Here is a 21102-nt window from a genome sequence, read left to right as displayed (position 1 = left end):
TTTCGTGTAATCGAGGGGCGGCAGCGGCGTTCAGCGCAGCGTGCGTGCGCCTTGCGGCGTGTCGAATTCGGCGACGAGCGCCGGCGGGCCGTCGCCGCTGTCGAGGTCGAGCAGATGGCCCGCGCCGAGCCAGTCGAGCTGCTCGCGGATGACGTCCGCACGCGGGTGGACGCCCTTGAGCGCCTTCAGTGCGACGCCGTCGTTCGGCAGCGATTCGGCCGGGTGGCGCGGGCTGTCCCACTGGATCAGCGATGGCACGAGGCCGTCGCCGGCGCCTTGCCAAGCGGGGAAGGCGCCGTCGTCGGGCACCGTGAGACCCCAGCTCAGGTCGTCGCGCCGCATCGCGACGACCGGCGCGATGCGCGCCGGGTACTGGCTTTGCCACATCGCGAGCTGGCGCGGGCGGTCGACGCGTGCGACCCAGTGCGCGAGGAACGGGCCCTGCGCGAGTCTGGCATGCATCGCCGGATCGTCGAGGCCGAACAGCCGCGTGCGCGGCGGCGTGGCGTCGTCGCCCGTGACGGGAGCATCGGGATCGATCGCGATCACTTCGAGGTACAGCCCGCCCCACGCGCCGAACAGCGCGTTATGGGTGCGCATCAGCGGATGGCGGCCGCCGCCGGCCGGTTCGATGCCGAGCGACGCGGCGACATGGCGCACGCCTTCGTCGAGCGTGCGCGCGGCGATCACGAGATGGTCGAGGGTCAGGGAGCGGGCTGGCATGAACGTCGGTCGGGAAGCGAAAGTGTCATGGTAGGCGGGCGATGCGCCGGGCGGTTGCGGAACCGGCCGGTGCCCGGGCCGCGATACGGGCCCGGCGGTGCGGCGCCGCGTGCGGCAAGGCCGCGACGGCGGCCGCACGATCGCCATTCCGGTCAACTGTAATCGTCGGCACCGGCACAGTAACGGTACAATCGGCGCGATAGCCTTCGGTACAGTTGGAGTCGCCGCTCATGTCCACCGTCCCACTCGCCCAGATTCCCGCGCCGCACGATACGGCCACGCTCACGCTCGTCGACCAGCTCGTCCAGTGGGCGCGGCGCCGAATCGACGAACGCGTGTTCCGGCCCGGCATGCGCATGCCGTCGATCCGCAAGCTCGCGCTCGACAAGAGCGTGTCGCGCTTTACCGTGGTGGAAGCGTACGAACGGCTCGTCGCGCAGGGCTACCTCGACTCGCGACGCGGCTCGGGCTTCTACGTGCGCGAGCGCACGGCCACCGGCCCGCAGCCGGCCGACAACGTGGTGCGCGTGGCCGAGGCCGCGCCCGTGCACAACACGATCGACGTCGTCTGGCTGCTGCGCAACATGCTGCATACCGTCAGCCCGGAAAAAGGGCCGGGTCTCGGCTACCTGCCAGGCCGCTGGCTCGACGGCGAGCTGATCACCGGCGCGCTGCGCGCGCTCGGGCGCCAGTCCGGCGCGCAGATGCTCGGTTTCGGCACCGCGCAGGGCTTCCTGCCGCTGCGCCAGCAATTGCAGACGCGGCTCGCGGAAGTCGAGATCGGCGCGAAACCCGAGCAGCTCGTGCTGGTGTCGGGCATCACGCAGGCGATCGACCTGATCTCGCGGATCTACGTGCGGCCCGGCGATGCGGTGATCGTCGGCGATCCCGCGTGGTTCCAGATGTTCGGCCGCTTCGCGTCGCAGGGCGCGCAACTGGTCGGCATGCCCTATACGCCCGACGGCCCCGATCTCGACGCGCTGGAAACGCTCGTGCAGATGTGGCGGCCCAAGATGCTCGTGATCAATTCGGTGCTGCAGAATCCGACCGGCACGTCGCTGTCCGCGGCGCAGGCGTTCCGGATCCTGAAGCTTGCCGAGGCGTACGACTTCCTCGTGGTCGAGGACGACGTGTACGGCGACCTGTGCCCACCGAGCTATCCGGCCACGCGACTCGCGAGTCTCGACCAGTTGAAGCGCGTGATCTACCTGGGCAGCTATTCGAAGACGCTCGCGGCGAATTTGCGGGTCGGCTATGTCGCCTGCGCGCCGGAGATCGCGAAGGCGGTCACCGACCAGAAGATGCTGGTCGGGATGACGACGCCGGAGCTCAACGAGCGCGTGTTGTACAAGATCCTGACCGAAGGGCATTACCGGCGTCACGTCGAGCGGCTACGCGCGCGGCTCGACGGCGTGCGCGACAAGACCGCGCGGATGCTCGAGCGTACCGGGCTGCGGCTCTTCACGATGCCGGCGGCGGGGATGTTCCTGTGGGCCGACACGGGCGTCGATTCGGACGCGCTCGCGGCCGCCGCGCACGAGGAAGGGTTCCTGCTGACGCCGGGAAGCCTGTTCTCGCCGCAGCAGTCGTCGTCGACATGGACGCGCTTCAACGTCGCGAACTGCGGCGATCCGGCACTGCCGGGGTTTCTCGCGCGCTATATCGAAGCGGCGGCGCGGCGCGCGTCGTGACGGCGGCGTGCCGCGCTTCGTCATCTCGCCGCCCGGTTCCAGCATTTGCGAAGCGGGCGGTCCGGCGCGCGGGACGCGGCGCCCAAGAGGTCATTCGAGACGGGATCGATTGAACCGTCCGAAGATCCGGCAGCAGATGAACGTAAGAAGGCTTACTACCGCCGCGGACACGACAAGTGCGTAGTAGATATCGAAATTCGCTGAAGACTCGCAATCGTGCGCGGAGAACAGGCGGTCCAGCCACAGCGAGAGCGCTAGCGGCGGGGCAGGGACAAGGTCGGGATGACGAATCCACCAATAGGTCAGTGCAAGCGATGCAAACGAAATCCATGCAATGACCGTGCAGATTCGGAGTAGCCGCTTCACCACACTGTCACCATTCCGTATGCGCGCAGCATGCTTCCGGGTATGGGATGCAGGCCGTTGTTGACCAGGAGCTCCCGCAAACGCCGGAAGTCGCTTTGACTGTCGATCACGATGCATCCACGGCTGATTCCGCGAAGGCCGCGCGGATGCAGGCGGAACTGGCCTCGTTGCACGTCGTCGCACAGTGTGGCGTCGTCAATCGAGCCATCGGCCGCATATAGTGCGAACCATTCCGATTTTCCGCCGACACGATCATGCAGCCATCCGAGCCTGCCCCCTGATCGTCGGTCGACAACGTAATATTCTCCGGGCGGAATCGGTCCGCGTTCTGCAACGCAGGCAGCCGTCCGAGCGTTGACGTAAGGGGGAAGTCCTGAGAATGCCGGCAGTTCAAGGCCGCGAATCTGGAAGTGGCTGATGGGTTGATCATTAAGCTCAAAGCTGCATGGAATCATTTCGTTCTCAATTCGGGTAGCGATACGGTATTTCAGCGAATTGAAAGCGGCGCGAACATTGGATCGGTCCGAAATTCGCGCGGTAAAAGCGCTAATTCGCGACTCGACCCACACGTGCATCCGGACAAGGCACCGAAGCACACGGCCGAGCCCTTGAAATCCAGCCGGCCGCCCCCAGATGGCGGCAACAACCGGTCGGCCCCGGCATCGTGCGCCGGGTGCCCGGGGTTACACCATTCATGTAAGAGGAAACAGCATCCATGGCACACGAAACGATGAGCTTTCAGGCAGAGGTCAAGCAACTCCTCCACCTGATGATTCATTCGCTCTACAGCAACAAGGAAATCTTCCTGCGCGAACTGGTGTCGAACGCGTCCGACGCGGCCGACAAGCTGCGTTTCGAAGGGCTCGCGGACAACGCGCTGTACGAGAACGATCCGAATCTGCGCATCCGAATCGGCTTCGACAAGGCCGCACGCACGATCACGATCGAGGACAACGGCATCGGCATGAGCCGCGACGAGGCGATCGCGAACCTCGGCACGATCGCGCGTTCGGGCACCAAGGAATTCTTCACGAAGCTGTCCGGCGACCAGCAGAAGGACGCGGCGCTGATCGGCCAGTTCGGCGTGGGCTTCTACTCGGGCTTCATCGTCGCGGACAGGATCACCGTCGAGACGCGCCGCGCCGGCCTGCCGGCGAACGAAGCCGTGCGCTGGGAAAGCGCGGGCGAGGGCGATTTCACGATCGACGCGATCGAGCGCGCGCAGCGCGGCACGACGATCACGCTGCATCTGCGCGAAGGCGAGGACGAGCTGCTGTCGTCGCACCGCCTGAAGTCGATCATCCAGAAGTATTCCGATCACATCGCGCTGCCGATCCTGATGCAGAAGGAAGAGTGGGATCAGGAAAAGGGCGAGATGGTCCTGAAGGACGAGGACGAGACCGTCAACCAGGCGAGCGCGCTCTGGACGCGTTCGAAGAGCGACGTCACCGACGAGCAATACACGCAGTTCTACCAGCACATCGCGCACGACCACCAGGATCCGCTCACGTGGACGCACAACCGCGTCGAGGGCCGCAGCGAATACACGCAGCTGCTGTTCGTGCCGGCGCACGCGCCGTTCGACCTCTGGAACCGCGATTACCGCGGCGGCCTGAAGCTGTACGTGAAGCGCGTGTTCATCATGGACGACGCCGAGCAGCTGCTGCCGCAATATCTGCGCTTCGTGAAGGGCGTCGTCGATTCGGCCGACCTGCCGCTGAACGTGTCGCGTGAAATCCTGCAGGAAAGCCGCGACGTGAAGGCGATCCGCGAAGGCGTGACCAAGCGCGCGCTGTCGATGCTCGAGGAACTCGCGAACGCGGAAGAGGACGCCGGCAAGGAGAAGTACAAGACGTTCTGGAGCGCGTTCGGCCAGGTGCTGAAGGAAGGTCTGGGCGAGGATCACGCGAACCGCGAGCGGATCGCGAAGCTGCTGCGCTTCGCATCGACGCACGGCGACACCGACGCGCAGGACGTGTCGCTCGCCGACTACGTGTCGCGCATGAAGCCCGAGCAGAGCAAGATCTACTACGTGACCGCCGATACGTGGCAGGCCGCGAAGAACAGCCCGCACCTGGAAGTGTTCCGCAAGAAGGGCGTCGAGGTGCTGCTGCTGACCGATCGCGTCGACGAATGGATGCTGTCGTTCCTGCATGAATTCGACGGCAAGCCGCTCGCGAGCGTGGCCCGCGGCGATCTCGACCTCGGCGAGCTGAACGACGAGGAAAAGAAGGCGCAGGAGCAGGCGGGCGAGGCGATCAAGCCGGTCGTCGAGAAGATGAAGGAAGCGCTCGGCGACAAGGTGAAGGAAGTGCGCGTCACGTTCCGCCTGACCGATTCGCCGTCGTGCCTCGTCGCGGACGACAACGACATGAGCGGCTACCTGCAGCGGATGCTGAAGGCGGCAGGCCAGAACGCGCCGGCGATGCAGCCGATCCTCGAGATCAACCCGGAGCACGCGCTCGTGAAGCAGCTGAACGCCGACAGCGCCAATTTCGGCGACTGGTGCCACCTGCTGTTCGACCAGGCGTTGCTGGCCGAAGGCGGGATGCTCGACGATCCGGCGAGCTTCGTGAAGCGGACCAACGCGCTGCTGCTGTCGCGCACCGCGTGAACGCGCGGATGCGATTCGACGGCGCACGGGCGGGCTGGCGCGAAACGCCCCGGCCCGGCTGCACGCTCGATCAGCGCGACTGGCTGACGCGCGGCGGTTCGCTGACCGCGCATCTGGCGCGGCTCGGCAGCGTGAGCGTGCGCGTGACGCGCGAGGCCGTCGACTGTCCGTGGTTCGACGAACCGGACGCGCTCGACAGTGCGCCGCGCGCGCCGATGTGGGTGCGCGAGGTGATCCTGTCGGTCGACGGCATGCCGTACGTCGCCGCGCACAGCATCGCGCCGCTCGCGGCCAGCAAGGGTGTCTGGCAAGCGATGCGGCGGTTGCGCACGCGGCCGCTCGCGGAGCTGCTGTACAGCGATCCGCAGGTCGAGCGCTCCACGCTCGTCAGCCGGCGCGTAATCGCCGGTCATCCGCTGTATGCGCTCGCGAGCCATGCATTGCAGGGCGCGCGGGCGCCGCATGCGTTCGCCGCGCGGCGCTCGGTGTTCCAGCGGCACGGCAAGCCGTTGATGGTCACCGAATGCATGCTGCCCGTGCTGTGGCGCCATCTCGATGCGCACGGCGACGGGCCGCGATCCGTCGGGCCGCGCGGAGCGGCGTGATGCTGCAGGGCTTTCCGCCGGTCGTCGGGCCGCATACGCATACGATGATTCTCGGCAGCTTTCCGGGCGAGGCATCGCTCGATGCCGCGCAGTACTACGCGCATCCGCGCAACCAGTTCTGGCGGTTGCTCGGGGCGGTGCTCGGCGAGCCGGGGCTGCACGAGCTCATGTACGACGCGCGGCTCGAGCGCGTGCTTTCGCACGGTATCGGCATCTGGGACGTCCTCGATGCGTGCCACCGGCAAGGCAGTCTCGATTCTGCGATCCGGAATGCGAAGCCGAACGACTTCGCGTCGTTGCGCGCGCATGCGCCGTTGCTGAAGAAAGTGTGTTTCAACGGCAAGACGGCGGGGCGGTTTGCCGACGTGATCGGCCAGGCCGGGTACGACACGCTGGTGCTGCCGTCGTCGAGTCCGGCGAATGCGATGCTGTCGTTCGAGCAGAAGCTGGTGCAGTGGCGGGCGATTCTCGCCTGACATCGATCTGGATCGCGCGCGGCCGTCGCCGCGGCGCTCAGTCGTCCTTGCCCCATCTCCACCTGGGCTTTTCGCCCTTGATCCAGCAAACGGCGGTCAACAGCGCGACCAACACCACGATGCATGCAGCGTATGCGATCGGCGACCGCTGCGGCGGCGCGAGCCATGCGCTCGCGATGATCCCGATCGCGAACAGCAGCAGTACGACCCAGCCTTGCCAGGCAATCGGCAACCCCCATCCCCATCCGTAGCGCTTCGCCGGAAACCAGATCCTTTTGCCGTTGGGGTTCATGCGTCCTCCTTCGATCACCGAGTGCAGCGTAGCGCCAACCGGCTTCGAAGTCATCCAGGGCAGGGCAGGCGGCACGGCCGCCGTCGCCCACCAATGCTATCCTCTCGTCCGCTCATCCAGCGTCACCCAGCGAGATTCAATCATGACCCGACTGATCAAGCGCGCGTCCGCCGAGGCGCGCGCGTTCAAGCAACGCAAGCCGGCCGCCTACAACGGCTCCGAAAAACTCCAGCCGGCGCGCGTGAAGCGCCGTCCGGAGATCGACGAACACGACGACGTGCCCGTCCTCGAGGCGCCGCGCAAGCCGCGCTTCGCGCCCGTCACGTTCTCCGAAGAGCGCGGCGTGCGCTTCCTGCACTTCGGTACCGAATGGGTGCAGGGTGCGATGCGGATCTCGAAGCCGCTGCACATCGAGCTCGAATACGCGCAGCAGATGATGGCGTGGCTGCTGTTCCTCGAAACGCCCGAGCGGATCGTCCAGCTCGGGCTCGGCACCGGCGCGCTGACCAAGTTCTCGCATCGCTTCCTGCCGCACGCGAAGGTCGAGGCCGTCGAACTGAACCCGGCCGTGATCGTCGCGGCGCGCACGATGTTCGCGCTGCCGCCCGATGACGCACGCCTCGTCGTGCACGAAGCCGACGCATGGGATTTCGTGAACGATCCGGCCAACCGCGGCACGACGGGCGCGCTGCAGATCGACCTGTACGACGCGACCGCGCGCGGCCCGGTGCTCGACAGCGTCGCGTTCTACCGCGCGGTGCGCGGCTGCCTCGCCGACGCGGGCATCGCGACGATCAACCTGTTCGGCGACCATCCGAGCTTCGTGCGCAACATGAAGCATCTGAACGCGGCGTTCGACCATCGCGTGATCGCGCTGCCGGAAGTACACGACGGCAACCGGATCGCGATCGCGTTCTCGGGCCCCGCGCTCGACGTGTCGTTCGCGCAGCTGGAGGCCCGCGCGAAGCTGATTGAGGACACGCTGAAGCTGCCCGCGCGCAAGTGGGTGAAAGCTTTGAAAGAAACGACCGGCGCACGCGAATCCTCGTTCGCGATCTGACGCTCATGCACCGGTCGCATGCCGGTGCAACCAGCCTGACTGGGGGCGGATCACCTCGGGTTCGCCCCCGCTTGACCGCTCGCTCGCGGCTCCTATACTGGCGCGAAGCCAGGGGAGCCGCAGCTTACCCGTTTTGCCCCTCCTCTCGCCGCCGTACCCGCTTGACAAGATCGATAACCGGGAAAGATGAGGAGACGTCATGGCTCACGATGCCGACGCCAATCGGGCCGCCAAGCGCTGGCTCTGGCTGCTGGTGCTGCCGCTGATCGCGATGGTCTGGGTGCCGTCGTACAGCAAGATCGAACCGCAATGGTTGGGTTTTCCGTTTTTCTACTGGTACCAGTTGCTGTGGGTGTTCATTAGCGCGGTGATCACCGCGTTCGTGTATTTCAAGACCAAGAACGCGTGGAAGGCGAGCGGCCCGCAAGGAGGTGCGCGATGAACCTCGGCGCAACCTTCGTCTTCGTCCTGCTCTTCATCGGCGTCACGATCATCGGCTTCCTGGCCGCGAACTGGCGGCGCGGCGATCTCGCCCACCTCGACGAATGGGGCCTCGGCGGACGCCGCTTCGGCACGATCGTCACGTGGTTCCTGCTCGGCGGCGACCTCTATACGGCCTATACGTTCGTCGCGGTGCCCGCGCTCGTGTTCGGCGCCGGCGCGATGGGCTTCTTCGCACTGCCGTACACGATCCTGATCTACCCGTTCGCGTTCGTCGTGTTTCCGAAGCTGTGGAGCATCGCGAAGCGACACGGCTACGTGACGGCCGCCGACTTCGTCAACGCGCGCTACGGCAGCCGGATGCTCGCGCTCGCGATCGCGGTGACGGGCATCCTCGCGACGATGCCGTACATCGCGCTGCAGCTCGTCGGCATCGAAGTCGTGATCGGCGCGCTCGGTTTCGACACGACCGGCTTCATCGGCGACCTGCCGCTCATCATCGCGTTCGCGATCCTCGCCGCATACACGTACACGTCGGGGCTGCGCGCGCCCGCGATGATCGCGATCGTGAAGGACATCCTGATCTACATCACGATTGCCGCGGCGGTCATCGTGATCCCGGCGAAGCTCGGCGGCTTCGGCCATATCTTCGCGTCGGTGCCGCCGGCGAAGCTGCTGCTGAAGGCGCCCGACGCGGCGAGCCTGAACGGCTACAGCGCTTACGCGACACTCGCGATCGGGTCCGCGCTCGCGCTGTTCCTGTATCCGCACTCGGTTACGGCGATCCTGTCGTCGGCGTCGGGCAACTCGATCCGCCGCAACATGGCGATGCTGCCCGCGTACTCGTTCGTGCTCGGCCTGCTCGCGCTGCTCGGCTACATGGCGCTCGCCGCGGGCGTGAAGGACATGCCGCAGTACGCACCGTACTTCAAGGCGTTCGGCCCGAACTTCGCGGTGCCCGCGCTGTTCCTCGAGTATTTCCCGTCGTGGTTCGTCGGCGTCGCGTTCGCGGCGATCGGCATCGGCGCGCTGGTGCCGGCGGCGATCATGTCGATCGCGGCCGCGAACCTGTACACGCGCAACATCCACCGCGAGTTCGTGAACCGCAACATGACGCACGACCAGGAGACGCACGTCGCGAAGCTCGTGTCGCTGATCGTGAAGGTCGGCGCGGTGGCGTTCATCCTCGGGCTGCCGCTGACCTATGCGATCCAGCTGCAGCTGCTCGGCGGGATCTGGATCATCCAGACGCTGCCCGCGATCGTGCTCGGCCTGTACACGCGGCTGCTCGACCACCGCGGCCTGCTGGCCGGCTGGGCGGCAGGCATCGTGTGCGGCACGTGGATGGCGGTGTCGCTGAAGCTTGCGAGCTCGATCTTCACGATCCACCTGTTCGGCTTCGCGATCCCCGGCTATGCGGCCGTGTGGTCGCTGGTCGTGAACCTCGTGGTGTCGGTGGTGGTCAGCGTGCTGGTGCGCGCGATGGGCATGGCGCATGCGGAGGACCGCACGCGGCCGGAGGATTACCTCGACGTCGTCGAGAGCTGATACGGGCGGCGCGGCCGCGTGTCGCGCCTCGAGCAACAACAAGGACGCCCGCCACGGCGAAGTGGCGGGCGTTTTCGCTGGCGTCAGCCCTGTGCGCGTTTCGCGAGATCCTCGCGTTGCGAGAGGTCTTCGACGTTGACCATCCAGTGCACGCCGAAACGATCCTTCGCCATCCCGAAGCCGAGCGCCCAGAACGTCTTGCCGAACGGCATTGTGACTTCGCCGCCGTCGGCGAGCGCATTGAACAGCTTCTGACCTTCCTCGACCGTCGCCGGGTTCAGCGACAGCGAATAACCCGAATGCGTGCCGCCCGGCTGGCTGCAGTCGCCGTCCGAGCACATGATCATCGAGTCGCCGATCGTGAAGCTCGCATGCATCACCTTGTCGCTCATCTCCAGCGACATCGGGTAGTCGGGATTCGGCGGCGCGTCCTTGAAGTGCATCTTGAACATCGTCTTCGCGCCGAGCGCCTTTTCGTAGAACTGAAGGGCCTCTTCCGCGCGGCCGTAGAACGTCAGGTACGGTTGGACTTGCATCGTTGTCTCCTGTTGGCCGGCCCGGCGTGTCGGTGCCGGCCCGGGTACTTCCAAGATTGACTGGGAAGAGCGCGCCGGGATGCGGCCGGCGCACTCGTGACGTGGATTGTAGTGCGCGCGCTTGACGATGGAATGAAAAATAAAAGCGGCCGCGAACACGCAGTTCGCGGCCGTTCGCCACGCTTGCTGACGGCTGTTGTCAGGCTTGCTGACAGTTCAACTGACAGCCGTCACGTGCAGCGCGGTTCAGCGAAGCGCATCGATCAGCTTCTCGAGCTTCACCGCGTCGGCGGCGAACACGCGGATGCCCTCGGCCAGTTTTTCCGTTGCCATTGCTTCGTCGTTCAACTGGAAGCGGAACGATGCCTCGTCGATGGCGACGCGCTCGGTCGGCTTGTCCAGCAGCGCGTCCGGCGACAGCTTGCGTGCCACCGTGTCGTTGCTTTCCTGCAGCTTCTGCAGCAAATCGGGGCTGATCGTCAGCAGGTCGCAGCCCGCGAGTTCGGTGATCTGGCTCGTCGTGCGGAAGCTCGCGCCCATCACTTCGGTGTTGTAGCCGAACGTCTTGTAGTACGTGTAGATGCGTCGCACCGACTGCACGCCCGGATCGTTCGCACCGCCGTTCTTCGCTTCATCCCAGTCGGCGCCGGCCTGCTTCTTGTACCAGTCGTAGATGCGGCCGACGAACGGCGAAATCAGTTGCGCGCCGGCTTCCGCGCATGCGGCGGCCTGGACCAGTGAGAAAAGCAGGGTCATGTTGCACTTGATCCCTTCCTTCTGCAGCACCTCGGCCGCGCGAATGCCTTCCCACGTCGACGCGAGCTTGATCAGGATGCGCTCGCGGCCGATGCCGGCGGCTTCGTACAGCTTGATGAGCTCGCGGCCCTTGTCGATCGAACGCTGCGTGTCGAACGACAGGCGTGCATCGACCTCGGTCGACACGCGGCCCGGGATCAGCTTCAGGATCTCGGTGCCGAATGCGATCAGCAGGCGGTCGATGATGAAATCGGTGCTTTCGTCGCGGTGATCGCGGACGGTTTTCTCGAGGATCGGCTTGTATGCGTCCTTCTGGACGGCCTTCAGGATCAGCGACGGGTTCGTGGTCGCGTCCTGCGGCTTGTATTGCGCAAGCTGCTGGAAATCGCCCGTGTCGGCGACGACGGTCGTGTACTGCTTCAGCTGGTCGAGTGCGGTAGTCATGGCGATTCGGGAGGAGGGCGCAAGGCGCCGGGGTTCTCACGGGCCGCGCGAGCGCGGCAGCGAAGCGAGGCGGCGCCGGGCGCCGCCTCCGGTCCACTATTCTAGGCCCGAATCGCGTCGCGCACGTTTCGGCGTGCCGTTTGCGGTGCGGGCCCGCGCCATGCGGCGCTATGCGGGGCGCCGCGCGTTCAGGATCACCTGCGTGACGATTCCCGCGACGAGCCCCCAGAACGCCGAGCCGATCGACAGCAGCGTGAGGCCCGACGCGGTGACCATGAACGTGACGAGCGCGGCTTCGCGCTGCTTCACGTCCTGCATCGCGTTCGCGAGCCCGCTCATGATCGAGCCGAACAGCGCGAGCGCGGCGACCGACGCGACGAGCGCCTTCGGCAGCGCCGCGAACAGCGCGGCGATGGTTGCGCCGAAGATCCCGGCGATCAGGTAGAACGTGCCGCACCACACGGCGGCCGTGTAGCGCTTCGCGTGATCCTCGTGCGCTTCGGGGCCCGTGCAGATCGCGGCGGTGATCGCCGCGAGGTTCACGCCGTGCGAGCCGAACGGCGCGAGCAGCAGCGATGCGAGGCCGGTGGTCGCGATCAGCGGCGACGACGGCGTCGAATAGCCGTCCGCGCGCAGCACCGCGATGCCGGGCACGTTCTGCGACGCCATCGCGACGACGAACAGCGGAATGCCGATGCTGACGATCGATGCGATCGAGAACGCGGGCATCGTGAACACGGGCTGCGCGAGCGCGATATGGAAGCGGCTGAAGTCGAGCAGGCCGAGGCCGCCGGCCACGGCGGTGCCGACGATCAGCGTCGTGACGATCGCGTAGCGCGGCGCGAGCCGCTTGACGATCAGGTAGGTGAAGAACATCGCGAGCACGAGCGCGGTCTGGAACTGCGCGGCGCGGAAGATCTCAATGCCGATCTCGAACAGGATGCCCGCGAGCAAGGCGGCCGCGATGCCGGCCGGAATGCGCCGCATCAGCGTGTCGAACAGCCCGCTCAGGCCGATCGCGGTCAGCAGCAGCGCGCACACGACGAACGCGCCGATCGCCTCGGCGTAGGGCACGCCGGGCAGCGACGCGATCAGCAGCGCGGCGCCGGGCGTCGACCAGGCGACCACGACGGGCGCGCGAAAGCGCAGCGACAGGCCGATCGTCGTCAGCGCCATGCCGATCGACAGCGCCCAGATCCATGACGAGATCTGGGCATCGGTCAGGTGCGCGGCGCGACCGGCCTGGAACATCAGCACGAGCGAGCTCGTGTAGCCCGTCATCATCGCGACGAAGCCGGCGACGAGCGTCGAGACGGACGTATCGGTGAAAAAGCGGCGGCCGCCGGCGCGGCCAGCGCTCGCGGTGGGCGAAGGGTTCATGCTATCTCCGGGGGAGGCCGCCTGGACGCGGCCTTCGTGTCTGCAGGGCGGGTTCGTTATTTGCTGAGTGCGCGCATCGCGGTTTCGAGGCCCGCGAGCGTGAGCGGATACATGCGCTGACCGAGCAGATCGCGGATCACCGCGACCGATTGCCGGTATTCCCATAGCCGCTCGGGCTCGGGGTTCAGCCAGGCATGGTGTGGGAACTGGTCCGCGAGGCGGCGCAGCCAGACGGCGCCGGCTTCCGGGTTGTTGTATTCGACCGAGCCGCCGGGCTGCAGCACCTCGTACGGGCTCATCGTCGCGTCGCCGACGAAGATCAGCTTGTAATCGGGCGTGAACTTGTGCAGCACGTCCCACGTTGCGGTGCGCTCCGAGTGGCGGCGGCGGTTGTTCTTCCACAGATGGTCGTACACGCAGTTGTGGAAGTAGTAGAACTCCAGATGCTTGAATTCGGCCTTCGCGGCCGAGAACAGCTCTTCGGTGCGCTTGATGTGATCGTCCATCGAGCCGCCGACGTCGAGCAGCATCAGCACCTTCACGTTGTTGTGGCGCTCGGGCACCATCCGCAAGTCGAGCCAGCCCGCGTTCGCGGCCGTGCTGCGGATCGTGCCGGGCAGGTCGAGTTCCTCGGCCGCGCCTTCGCGCGCGAAGCGGCGCAGGCGCCGCAACGCGACCTTGATGTTGCGCGTGCCGATCTCGACCGAATCGTCGTAGTCGCGGTAGGCGCGCGCCTCCCACACCTTGACCGCGGTGCGGTTGCCGTTCGACGGGCCGCCGATGCGCACGCCTTCGGGGTTGTAGCCGCCGTGCCCGAACGGCGACGTGCCGCCGGTGCCGATCCACTTGTTGCCGCCTTCGTGGCGTTCCTTCTGCTCGTCGAGCAGTTGCTTCAGGCGCTCCATCAGCTTGTCGAGGCCGCCCATCGCTTCGATCTGCGCCTTTTCCTCCGGCGACAGCTCGCGCTCGAGACGCTTCTCGAGCCAGTCGAGCGGAATGTCGAACGCTTCGGACGGCAACGCGGACACGCCATGGAAATACGCGCCGAACGCCTGGTCGAACTTGTCGAAATACTGCTCGTCCTTGACGAGCGTCATCCGTGCGAGGAAGTAGAACGCGTCGATCGACGGCGAGATCAGCCCGGCCTTCAGCGATTCGAGCAGCGTCAGGTATTCCTTCACCGAGACGGGCAGCTTGGCTGCGCGCAGCGCGTAGAAGAAATTGAGCAGCATGGCCGGGCCTTCGCGGGTGGGTTACCGGTTGTGCCGGTTCATGTAGACGAGCCGCTCGAGCAGGCTCAGATCCTGCTCGTTCTTCAGCAGCGCGCCCGCGAGCGGCGGCACGATCTGCTTCGCGTCGGCGCCGCGCAGCGCGTCGGCCGGGATGTTCTCGGCGAGCAGCAGCTTCAGCCAGTCGAGCAGTTCGGACGTCGACGGCTTCTTCTTCAGCCCCGACACGGCGCGCAACTCGAAGAAGCTCTCGAGCGCCGCGCGCAGCAGCTCCTCGCGGATGTGCGGGAAGTGGACCGCGACGATCTGCTGCATCGTCGACGGATCGGGAAACTGGATGTAGTGGAAGAAGCAGCGGCGCAGGAACGCGTCGGGCAGTTCCTTTTCGTTGTTCGACGTGATGATCACGAGCGGGCGGTGCTTCGCGCGTACCGTCTCACGCGTCTCGTACACGTGGAATTCCATTCGGTCGAGCTCGCGCAGCAGGTCGTTCGGGAATTCGATGTCGGCCTTGTCGATCTCGTCGATCAGCAGCACGCTCGGGTGCTCGGCGTCGAACGCCTGCCACAGCACGCCCTTCACGATGTAGTTCGAGATGTCTTTCACGCGCTCGTCGCCGAGCTGCGAGTCGCGCAGCCGCGATACCGCGTCGTATTCGTACAGGCCCTGCTGCGCCTTCGTCGTCGACTTGATGTGCCACTGCAACAGCGGCATGTCGAGCGCGGCCGCCACTTCCTCGGCGAGCATGGTCTTGCCGGTGCCGGGCTCGCCCTTGATCAGCAGCGGCCGTTGCAGCGTCAGCGCGGCGTTGACCGCGAGCTTCAGGTCGTCGGTGGCGACGTAGTGCGAGGATCCTTCGAAACGCATGGCGGCGCTCTTTCCTGGTCGCAAAAAAACCCAGTATAAGTCAGAAGGGCTGTCCGGTTGGGCCGGGGCCGCGTATCGTTGCGGGGCTGCGGCGGGGCGGGCCGGGGCGCCGTATGGACGCATTCCCCGCCGACGCGGTACAATCTGGCCGTTTTTTTTGGCCTGCGTGGCGACCGACAAGCAAAACGGCGCGGGCCGTTGCCGCTTCGGCGCCAGTTTCCCCTCAAGCTAGGTTACAAGAGCTATGAACAAATTCGTCGGCAAACACGTCGTTGTCGCAGCGCTCGTGGCGCTCGCGGGCAGCGCGCAGGCGGCCGGTGTGGTCGGCAACCCGAAGGACGGGGCGAGCAAGGCCGCCATGTGCATCGGTTGCCACGGCATCCAGGATTACCGCGCGGCATACCCGGAGGTCTACCGGGTGCCGGTCCTCGGCGGCCAGAACCAGCAATACCTCGAGAACGCGCTGAAGGCCTACCGCAAGAAGGATCGTCACTTCCCGTCGATGAACGCGATCGCCGGTTCGCTGACGGACCAGGACATCGCGGATCTGGCGGCCTACTACGCCGCCCAGAAGGCCGACACGAAGGACAATCCCTACAAGTAAAGCGCGCGCCGCCGATCTGACCGGCGGGACAGGAGCATTCATGAACAACGCATTCAAGACGGCGGCGGTTGCACTGGCGGCCGGCCTCGCGATCGGTACCGCGCATGCGGCGGACACCACGAAGGGCAAGGAGCTGGTCGAGTCGCACAACTGCGCGGCCTGCCACGGCGCGCAGCTGAACAAGCCGATCAACGCGGAGTATCCGCGCCTCGCCGGCCAGCACGCCGACTACCTCGTGTGGGCGATGCGCCAGTACCAGATGGGGCTGACGAATCCGCTGCTCGGTCGCAACAACGCGATCATGCAGGCGCAGGTGCAGAACCTGTCGGTCAGCGACATGAAGGACATCGCGGCCTACATCGAGTCGCTGAAAGAGACCGATCTCGTCTTCAAGAAGTAAGCGCGCCGGACCTCGCCGGTCCGTGCAGCCAGCATACCCCGCCGCGGCGGGGTATTTTTTTGTCCGCGTCGCTCAGTCGCGCGACGCGCGGCGCAGGATGCGCTGCAGGTACGCGTCGGTATCCGGCGGCGTGCCGGTGCGTTGCGCTTCCCAGATCGTCTCGCCGAGGCATTCCATGATCATGTGCTGCGCCTCGTGGGTCGAATCGAGCTTCGCGGCCAGCTTGTCGTGCGCGGCGCGGATGCCGGGCGGCTGATCGATCGACAATTGCTCGCTGATCGCGAGGTGCATCGACAGGTGCAGGAACGGGTTCGTGCGGCCTTCCTCGGGCGTGTAGTTGCGCGCGGCGGCGCTGTCGGCGTCCGCGAGGTCGTCGTGGTATTCGGGATGCTCGACGATCCAGTCGGCCGCCATTGCTTCCAGCGGCGTCAGGATCTCGCCGGCGCGCTGCTTGCGCCAGGTCTCGGTGAAAAAGCGACGGACTTCGTCGCGACTCGGATTGAACATGGTGGGGACGCGTGGTGATTCGGGCGGCGTCATGCCGCGTCGCGCATTGTACGCCGGGTCGGCGCATGGCGCTGGCAGCGGGCGGGGTGGGCGCGCCGTGGCGTAGCGCGGCGACGTCGATTGGCGTCGGCCGGCGCGGGCTGCGGCACGGCGCAACAGGTAAGCGAGGGCTAGGCTGCCGGCCAGCGGGCCGCTACACTCCGACGATTCCCGTCGTCGCACTTGCCCACTTACATCATGTCCGCCACCGCCCGCTCATCGTCCGCCGCGCTGCAGGGCGCGTTCTACGTCGCGCTGTCCGCCGCCGCATTCGGCGCGATGGCGATCTTCGGCCGCTATGCGTATGCGGCCGGCGTCGACGTGCTCGGGCTGCTGATCGTGCGCTTCGCGATCGGCGGTGCGGTCCTGGCCGCGATCGCCCGGCACCGCCGCGTCGCATGGCCGCGCGGCCGCGCGCTCGCGCCGCTCGTGGCGATGGGTGCACTTGGCTACGTCGGGCAGTCGTTTTGCTATTTCAGCGCGCTCCAGCATGCGCAGGCGAGCCTCGTCGCGCTGCTGCTGTACCTGTATCCGGCCTTCGTCACGCTGTTGGCCGCGTGGTGGCTCGGCGAGCGCCTCACGCGCGCGAAGGCGGTTGCGCTCGTGCTCTGTGTCGCGGGCTCCGCGCTGATGGTCGGCGGCGGCCACGGCGAGCCGCTCGGCATTGTGCTCGCGCTGGCCGCTGCGGTGATCTATTCGCTGTACATCGTCGGCGGCACGAAGGCGACGCGCGGCGTCGATCCGCTCGCGACCACCGCGATCATCTGCCTGTCGGCGACCGCGACGCTCGTCGCGATCGCGGTCGTGCGGACCGCGGCGTTCGGCGCGCCGCCGCGCTGGCCGGCGACGGCCGGCGGCTGGGCGTCGATGCTCGCGATCGCGCTGGTGTCGACGGTCGCCGCGATGCTCGCGTTCTTCGCCGGGCTCGAGCGGCTGGGGGCTGCGCGCACGTCGATGCTGTCGACGCTCGAGCCGGTCGTGACGGTCGCGCTCGCGGCGCTGCTGTTCGGCGAGGCGCTGTCGCCGTTGCAGTGGGCCGGCGGCGTCGCGATCCTCGCGGCCGTGCTGGCGCTCGTGCGTGCGGGCGGCGCGGCGGCCGACGACGCGACGGCGACGTCCAACGCATAAGCAGCGGAAACTGGGAAAGTCGTGGGCGCCGCACCGGCGCTTGCGGGTCGCGCCGCGCGCCGCGCACGGCCAGGCCGGCCGCGTGAGGCGCGTCGGCCGCGGCCGGCGCTCACTCGTTCGGCGGTGGTGTCTTCGGCCGGAATTCGCACAGCGGCTCGATCGCGCAGTGCCAGCATTCGGGCTTGCGGGCCTTGCACACGTAGCGACCGTGCAGGATCAGCCAGTGATGCGCGTCCTGCAGGAATTCCTTCGGCGTGAACTTCTCGAGCGCGGCCTCGACGGCCCGTACGTCCTTGCCCGGCGCGAGCCCCGTGCGGTTCGCGACGCGGAAGATATGCGTGTCGACCGCGATCGTCGGCTGGCCGAACGCGGTGTTCAGCACGACGTTCGCGGTCTTGCGACCGACGCCCGGCAGGCTCTCGAGCGCTTCGCGATCGGCTGGTACCTCACCGTCGTAGCGCTCGAGCAGGATGTTGCACGCCGCGATCACGTTCTTCGCCTTGGTGCGGTACAGGCCGATCGTCTTGATGTAGTCGGCGACGCCTTCTTCACCGAGCGCGACGATTTGTCGCGGGGTGTTCGCGACCGGGAACATCTTGCGCATCGCCTTGTTGACCGACACGTCGGTCGCCTGCGCGGACAGCATCACCGCGATCAGCAACTCGAACGGCGTCGTGTATTCGAGCTCGGTGGTCGGATGCGGATTGAGGCTCTGCAGCGTTTCGTAGATCGCGCGTCGTTTGGTGGCGTTCATGGACGGTTCTTGTCGGGCGGCGCGGTCGGGTCGCTTTGGTCGTCGTTGTTCGGAACGTCGCGGTCGTCGCGCGCAGCCGCAGCTTCGGCGTCGCGCTGCGCCTGCTGTTCGGCGAGCCGCTTGCGGCGGGCTTCGGCCGCGTCGATCTGCGCCTGCACGGCCGCGCTCACGCCTTCGGTGTTCTTCGGCGCGGCGCCTTGTTCGGACAGTTCTTCCTTCTTCTTGCGGGCGCGTTCGAGCGCGGCGGCGATGATCGCGCGTTTCTTCGCGTCGGCGTCGTCGGCCGGGGCGGCGTCCGGTGTGCCAGCCGGCGCCGCGGCCGGCGCCGCCTTGGCCGCACCGGCACTGGCCGCGCGGCGGGCGGCGGCGCGCGCTTCGGCGGCCTCGCGTTCGCGACGCTGACGGGCGAGCCGGCGGTCGTGGCGTTCGCGCGCGGCGTCCGCCTGTTCCTGCGACCACGCGTCCCAGCCGGTGCGCTCGTCGGTCACGGGGACCATCGCGATGCAGTCGACCGGGCAGGGCGGCACGCACAGGTCGCAGCCCGTGCACAGCGATTCGACGATCGTGTGCATCTGTTTCGGCGCGCCGATGATCGCGTCGACCGGGCATGCCTGCATGCACAGCGTGCAGCCGATGCACAGGTTTTCGTCGATGAACGCGACGGCGCGCGGATGCTCGGTGCCGTTGACGGGGTTCAGCGGGATCACCGGCTTGCCGAGCAGGCGCGCGAGGCGCGCGATGCCTTCGGCGCCGCCGGGCGGGCACTGGTTGTAGTTCGCGTCGCCGGCGGCGATCGCGTCGGCGTACGGACGGCAGCCGTCATAGCCGCACTTCGTGCATTGCGTCTGGGGAAGCAGATCTTCGATGCGATCCGCGAGGGTCTTGGAATCGGTCACGGTGACAACGGGCGCAGCAGCGCCGAATGGCTCTCGGCCGCGTCTGGCGCGGCCGGAAAGGTTTGCCAAACCTCGATTATCGCCGATTTCCCGCATTGCGCTGGACGCTGTCTGTGCGCATAATCGAACCGCTTTTTTGCAGGGGCTCAGCAGGAGGGCGGCCGCACGCGGCGCGCTCGTTCCAGGGCAGCCGGCGCCGAGGCGGTGGGGGTGTCGGTCCGGATCACGCGGCTCACATAGCAAAACGCCACCATGAATCAGCCAAAAATCAAAAGAGATCCTGAAGGTACCCGCCGCCGCATCCTGATGGCGGCAGCCGAAGAGTTCGCGAGTGGAGGGCTGTTCGGCGCGCGCGTCGACCAGATCGCGCGCCGGGCCGAAACCAACGAGCGCATGCTCTATTACTATTTCGGCAGCAAGGAGCAGCTGTTTACGGCCGTGCTCGAACATGCGTTCTCCGCGCTGACCGAGGCCGAGCGCGTGCTCGATCTCGACGGCGTCGCGCCCGTCGAGGCCGTCACGCGGCTCGCGCACTTCGTGTGGGATTACTACCGCGATCATCCGGAGCTGCTGCGGCTCATCAACAACGAGAACCTGCACGAGGCGCGCTACCTGCACAAGTCGACGCGAATCCGCGAGATGATGTCGCCGATCGTCGCGAAGCTCGGCAACGTGCTGATGCGCGGCCAGAAGGCCGGGCTGTTCCGCAGCGACGTCGATCCACTGCGCTTCTACGTGACGCTGTCGGGGCTCGGCTACTACATCGTGTCGAACCGTTTCACGCTCGCCGCGACACTCGGCCGCGACTTCAGCCAAGCCGACGAACGCGCGGAGATGGTCAGGATGAACACCGAGGTGCTGCTCGCGTATCTGTTGCGCCGATGAGTGGCCCACCCGTGGCCGCCGGATAAAAAAACGCCGCCGTGCGCAAGTAACGGCGGCGTTTTTGCGTCGGAACGCGGCGCGTCAGGCGGCCTTGCGCGCGCGAACGGTTTTGGCGCGCGTGGCGCCCGCGCGTTTCGCGGCCGGTGCGGCCTTCGCGGTTGCCGTCTTGGCGGGCGCAACCGTCACGGCCGGCGCCTTCGCGCGCGCGCGCTTCGCGGCAGTGGCTCGCGCCGTCGCTTCGGGCTGCGGCTTGACGGCCGGCACGGCAGCGAGCGTCGTCGCGGCCGGTGCTTCGGCGGGCGCCTTGGTCGCGCCGTTCTTCGGTTCCGGCGCATGCTCGCGGATGAAATCGCGCAGCTGCGGGTAGATGATCGTGCGCCAGCGGCGGCCCGAGAAGATCCCGTAGTGACCGCATTTCTCGGCGGTCAGGCTGCGGCGATCGTCCTGCGGGATGCCCGTGCACAGCTCGTGCGCGACGTGTGTCTGGCCGCTGCCCGAGATGTCGTCGAGTTCGCCCTCGATCGTCATCAGCGCGGTGTGCTTGATGTCCTGCGGACGCACGCGCTCGCCTTCGACATCCCACGTGCCTTCCGCGAGCCGGAATTCCTGGAACACGACGCGGATCGTCTCGAGATAGTACTCGGCGGCCATGTCGAGCACCGCGTTGTACTCGTCGTAGAAGCGGCGGTGCGCCTCGGCGTCGTCCTCGTCGCCGCGCAGCAGGCTCTGGTAGAAGTCCCAGTGCGATTGCGCGTGACGTTCCGGATTCATCGCGACGAAGCCCGTGTGCTGCAGGAAGCCCGGATACACGTGGCGGCCTTCGCCCGGATAGTTCGCGGGCACCGTGTGGATCACGTTGTT

At 66.9% G+C, this 21102-nt stretch carries 22 protein-coding genes and 1 pseudogene; 11 read left to right on the top strand and 12 right to left on the bottom strand.

The window, feature by feature from the left end:
* Positions 1-30: 30 nt before the first annotated feature.
* Entirely contained in the window at positions 31-723 is a 693-nt protein-coding gene (locus HWX25_RS07225; RefSeq protein ID WP_175907893.1) for a VOC family protein, read from the bottom strand.
* Between the two features lie 230 nt (positions 724-953).
* Between HWX25_RS07225 and HWX25_RS07220 the strand changes: the two genes are divergently transcribed.
* Positions 954-2414, top strand: a complete 1461-nt coding sequence (locus HWX25_RS07220) for a PLP-dependent aminotransferase family protein (protein ID WP_059600355.1) — start codon at positions 954-956, stop codon at positions 2412-2414.
* Positions 2415-2776: 362 nt separating this feature from the next.
* Here the strand turns inward: HWX25_RS07220 and HWX25_RS07215 are convergent, their stop codons facing one another.
* Entirely contained in the window at positions 2777-3355 is a 579-nt protein-coding gene (locus tag HWX25_RS07215; RefSeq protein ID WP_347879250.1) for a DUF2778 domain-containing protein, read from the bottom strand.
* A 140-nt stretch (positions 3356-3495) separates the two neighbouring features.
* Between HWX25_RS07215 and htpG the strand changes: the two genes are divergently transcribed.
* From htpG to HWX25_RS07200, 3 genes are read left to right on the top strand one after another with little or no spacing between them, the layout of a single operon-like run.
* Complete coding sequence (gene htpG / locus HWX25_RS07210; protein ID WP_175907891.1) at positions 3496-5394, top strand: molecular chaperone HtpG; 1899 nt, start codon at positions 3496-3498, stop codon at positions 5392-5394.
* 8 nt (positions 5395-5402) lie between these two features.
* The gene (locus HWX25_RS07205) at positions 5403-5999 is read left to right on the top strand and encodes a chorismate lyase (RefSeq protein WP_175907889.1); all 597 of its coding nucleotides are present in this window, start codon (positions 5403-5405) and stop codon (positions 5997-5999) included.
* On the top strand, positions 5999-6475 hold the full coding sequence (locus HWX25_RS07200) for a DNA-deoxyinosine glycosylase (protein ID WP_175907887.1): 477 nt from the start codon (positions 5999-6001) through the stop codon (positions 6473-6475). Before HWX25_RS07205 ends, HWX25_RS07200 begins: the two co-directional genes overlap by 1 nt.
* A gap of 37 nt (positions 6476-6512) precedes the next feature.
* On the opposite strand, the gene HWX25_RS07195 is transcribed toward HWX25_RS07200, so the two are convergent.
* Complete coding sequence (locus tag HWX25_RS07195; RefSeq protein ID WP_175907885.1) at positions 6513-6767, bottom strand: hypothetical protein; 255 nt, start codon at positions 6765-6767, stop codon at positions 6513-6515.
* Positions 6768-6909: 142 nt separating this feature from the next.
* On the opposite strand from HWX25_RS07195, the gene HWX25_RS07190 reads away from it, so the two are divergent.
* From HWX25_RS07190 to HWX25_RS07180, 3 genes are all read left to right on the top strand, one after another.
* A complete protein-coding gene (locus tag HWX25_RS07190; protein ID WP_175907883.1) occupies positions 6910-7827 on the top strand; it encodes a spermidine synthase in 918 nt (305 codons plus the stop codon).
* 199 nt (positions 7828-8026) lie between these two features.
* The gene (locus HWX25_RS07185; protein ID WP_011352801.1) at positions 8027-8269 is read left to right on the top strand and encodes a DUF3311 domain-containing protein; all 243 of its coding nucleotides are present in this window, start codon (positions 8027-8029) and stop codon (positions 8267-8269) included.
* Positions 8266-9816 (top strand): sodium:solute symporter family protein, encoded by a 1551-nt coding sequence (locus HWX25_RS07180; protein ID WP_175907881.1) that lies wholly within the window; start codon positions 8266-8268, stop codon positions 9814-9816. The genes HWX25_RS07185 and HWX25_RS07180 overlap by 4 nt, the downstream gene beginning before the upstream one ends.
* 83 nt (positions 9817-9899) lie before the next feature.
* On the opposite strand, the gene HWX25_RS07175 is transcribed toward HWX25_RS07180, so the two are convergent.
* From HWX25_RS07175 to HWX25_RS07155, 5 genes are all read right to left on the bottom strand, one after another.
* A complete protein-coding gene (locus tag HWX25_RS07175; RefSeq protein WP_175907879.1) occupies positions 9900-10352 on the bottom strand; it encodes a VOC family protein in 453 nt (150 codons plus the stop codon).
* A 246-nt stretch (positions 10353-10598) separates the two neighbouring features.
* Positions 10599-11552: a transaldolase gene (gene tal, locus HWX25_RS07170; RefSeq protein ID WP_059527350.1), complete on the bottom strand. Its 954-nt coding sequence runs from the start codon at positions 11550-11552 to the stop codon at positions 10599-10601.
* A gap of 168 nt (positions 11553-11720) precedes the next feature.
* The gene (locus HWX25_RS07165; RefSeq protein WP_175907877.1) at positions 11721-12932 is read right to left on the bottom strand and encodes a benzoate/H(+) symporter BenE family transporter; all 1212 of its coding nucleotides are present in this window, start codon (positions 12930-12932) and stop codon (positions 11721-11723) included.
* A 56-nt stretch (positions 12933-12988) separates the two neighbouring features.
* Positions 12989-14164 (bottom strand): VWA domain-containing protein, encoded by a 1176-nt coding sequence (locus tag HWX25_RS07160; protein WP_059820617.1) that lies wholly within the window; start codon positions 14162-14164, stop codon positions 12989-12991.
* Between the two features lie 21 nt (positions 14165-14185).
* The gene (locus tag HWX25_RS07155; RefSeq protein ID WP_059527339.1) at positions 14186-15028 is read right to left on the bottom strand and encodes a MoxR family ATPase; all 843 of its coding nucleotides are present in this window, start codon (positions 15026-15028) and stop codon (positions 14186-14188) included.
* 244 nt (positions 15029-15272) lie between these two features.
* Between HWX25_RS07155 and HWX25_RS07150 the strand changes: the two genes are divergently transcribed.
* Both HWX25_RS07150 and HWX25_RS07145 read left to right on the top strand, forming a co-directional pair.
* Positions 15273-15632 (top strand): cytochrome c, encoded by a 360-nt coding sequence (locus HWX25_RS07150; RefSeq protein WP_011885616.1) that lies wholly within the window; start codon positions 15273-15275, stop codon positions 15630-15632.
* Positions 15633-15672: 40 nt separating this feature from the next.
* The gene (locus tag HWX25_RS07145; protein ID WP_011885615.1) at positions 15673-16032 is read left to right on the top strand and encodes a cytochrome c; all 360 of its coding nucleotides are present in this window, start codon (positions 15673-15675) and stop codon (positions 16030-16032) included.
* A gap of 72 nt (positions 16033-16104) precedes the next feature.
* On the opposite strand, the gene HWX25_RS07140 is transcribed toward HWX25_RS07145, so the two are convergent.
* Complete coding sequence (locus HWX25_RS07140) at positions 16105-16539, bottom strand: DUF1841 family protein (RefSeq protein WP_059527336.1); 435 nt, start codon at positions 16537-16539, stop codon at positions 16105-16107.
* 237 nt (positions 16540-16776) lie between these two features.
* Between HWX25_RS07140 and HWX25_RS07135 the strand changes: the two genes are divergently transcribed.
* Positions 16777-17706 (top strand): DMT family transporter, encoded by a 930-nt coding sequence (locus HWX25_RS07135; protein WP_175907875.1) that lies wholly within the window; start codon positions 16777-16779, stop codon positions 17704-17706.
* Positions 17707-17815: 109 nt separating this feature from the next.
* On the opposite strand, the gene nth is transcribed toward HWX25_RS07135, so the two are convergent.
* Together nth and rsxB are read right to left on the bottom strand one after the other, a co-directional pair.
* Entirely contained in the window at positions 17816-18460 is a 645-nt protein-coding gene (nth, locus tag HWX25_RS07130; RefSeq protein WP_006754450.1) for an endonuclease III, read from the bottom strand.
* On the bottom strand, positions 18457-19452 hold the full coding sequence (gene rsxB / locus HWX25_RS07125) for an electron transport complex subunit RsxB (RefSeq protein ID WP_175907873.1): 996 nt from the start codon (positions 19450-19452) through the stop codon (positions 18457-18459). Before rsxB ends, nth begins: the two co-directional genes overlap by 4 nt.
* A gap of 156 nt (positions 19453-19608) precedes the next feature.
* Here rsxB and HWX25_RS07120 point away from each other — a divergent pair, with 156 nt between their 5' ends.
* On the top strand, positions 19609-20241 hold the full coding sequence (locus HWX25_RS07120) for a TetR family transcriptional regulator (protein WP_059527327.1): 633 nt from the start codon (positions 19609-19611) through the stop codon (positions 20239-20241).
* Positions 20242-20322: 81 nt separating this feature from the next.
* Here HWX25_RS07120 and HWX25_RS07115 read toward each other — a convergent pair.
* Positions 20323-21102: pseudogene (locus tag HWX25_RS07115) on the bottom strand (polyhydroxyalkanoate depolymerase); the annotation flags it as partial.

Origin of the sequence: Burkholderia sp. BCC1640 (assembly GCF_902833125.1) — a bacterium.
Classification (GTDB): domain Bacteria; phylum Pseudomonadota; class Gammaproteobacteria; order Burkholderiales; family Burkholderiaceae; genus Burkholderia; species Burkholderia diffusa.
The sequence above is the reverse complement of the archived record's forward strand: the minus strand, read 5'-3'. Positions and strand labels throughout refer to the sequence as shown.

Bases quoted from the DNA above. Each gene is read 5' to 3' on its own strand.
- HWX25_RS07150 (WP_011885616.1), top strand. From the start codon at position 15,273: ATGAACAAATTCGTCGGCAAACACGTCGTTGTCGCAGCGCTCGTGGCG.
- HWX25_RS07160 (WP_059820617.1), bottom strand. From the start codon at position 14,164: ATGCTGCTCAATTTCTTCTACGCGCTGCGCGCAGCCAAGCTGCCCGTC.
- HWX25_RS07145 (WP_011885615.1), top strand. From the start codon at position 15,673: ATGAACAACGCATTCAAGACGGCGGCGGTTGCACTGGCGGCCGGCCTC.
- HWX25_RS07140 (WP_059527336.1), bottom strand. From the start codon at position 16,539: ATGTTCAATCCGAGTCGCGACGAAGTCCGTCGCTTTTTCACCGAGACC.
- HWX25_RS07180 (WP_175907881.1), top strand. From the start codon at position 8,266: ATGAACCTCGGCGCAACCTTCGTCTTCGTCCTGCTCTTCATCGGCGTC.
- HWX25_RS07185 (WP_011352801.1), top strand. From the start codon at position 8,027: ATGGCTCACGATGCCGACGCCAATCGGGCCGCCAAGCGCTGGCTCTGG.
- htpG (WP_175907891.1), top strand. From the start codon at position 3,496: ATGGCACACGAAACGATGAGCTTTCAGGCAGAGGTCAAGCAACTCCTC.
- HWX25_RS07155 (WP_059527339.1), bottom strand. From the start codon at position 15,028: ATGCGTTTCGAAGGATCCTCGCACTACGTCGCCACCGACGACCTGAAG.
- HWX25_RS07135 (WP_175907875.1), top strand. From the start codon at position 16,777: ATGTCCGCCACCGCCCGCTCATCGTCCGCCGCGCTGCAGGGCGCGTTC.
- HWX25_RS07215 (WP_347879250.1), bottom strand. From the start codon at position 3,355: ATGCACGTGTGGGTCGAGTCGCGAATTAGCGCTTTTACCGCGCGAATT.
- HWX25_RS07195 (WP_175907885.1), bottom strand. From the start codon at position 6,767: ATGAACCCCAACGGCAAAAGGATCTGGTTTCCGGCGAAGCGCTACGGA.
- HWX25_RS07200 (WP_175907887.1), top strand. From the start codon at position 5,999: ATGCTGCAGGGCTTTCCGCCGGTCGTCGGGCCGCATACGCATACGATG.
- rsxB (WP_175907873.1), bottom strand. From the start codon at position 19,452: ATGCGGGAAATCGGCGATAATCGAGGTTTGGCAAACCTTTCCGGCCGC.
- HWX25_RS07165 (WP_175907877.1), bottom strand. From the start codon at position 12,932: ATGAACCCTTCGCCCACCGCGAGCGCTGGCCGCGCCGGCGGCCGCCGC.
- HWX25_RS07175 (WP_175907879.1), bottom strand. From the start codon at position 10,352: ATGCAAGTCCAACCGTACCTGACGTTCTACGGCCGCGCGGAAGAGGCC.
- HWX25_RS07190 (WP_175907883.1), top strand. From the start codon at position 6,910: ATGACCCGACTGATCAAGCGCGCGTCCGCCGAGGCGCGCGCGTTCAAG.
- HWX25_RS07225 (WP_175907893.1), bottom strand. From the start codon at position 723: ATGCCAGCCCGCTCCCTGACCCTCGACCATCTCGTGATCGCCGCGCGC.
- HWX25_RS07120 (WP_059527327.1), top strand. From the start codon at position 19,609: ATGAATCAGCCAAAAATCAAAAGAGATCCTGAAGGTACCCGCCGCCGC.
- HWX25_RS07220 (WP_059600355.1), top strand. From the start codon at position 954: ATGTCCACCGTCCCACTCGCCCAGATTCCCGCGCCGCACGATACGGCC.
- nth (WP_006754450.1), bottom strand. From the start codon at position 18,460: ATGAACGCCACCAAACGACGCGCGATCTACGAAACGCTGCAGAGCCTC.
- tal (WP_059527350.1), bottom strand. From the start codon at position 11,552: ATGACTACCGCACTCGACCAGCTGAAGCAGTACACGACCGTCGTCGCC.
- HWX25_RS07205 (WP_175907889.1), top strand. From the start codon at position 5,403: ATGCGATTCGACGGCGCACGGGCGGGCTGGCGCGAAACGCCCCGGCCC.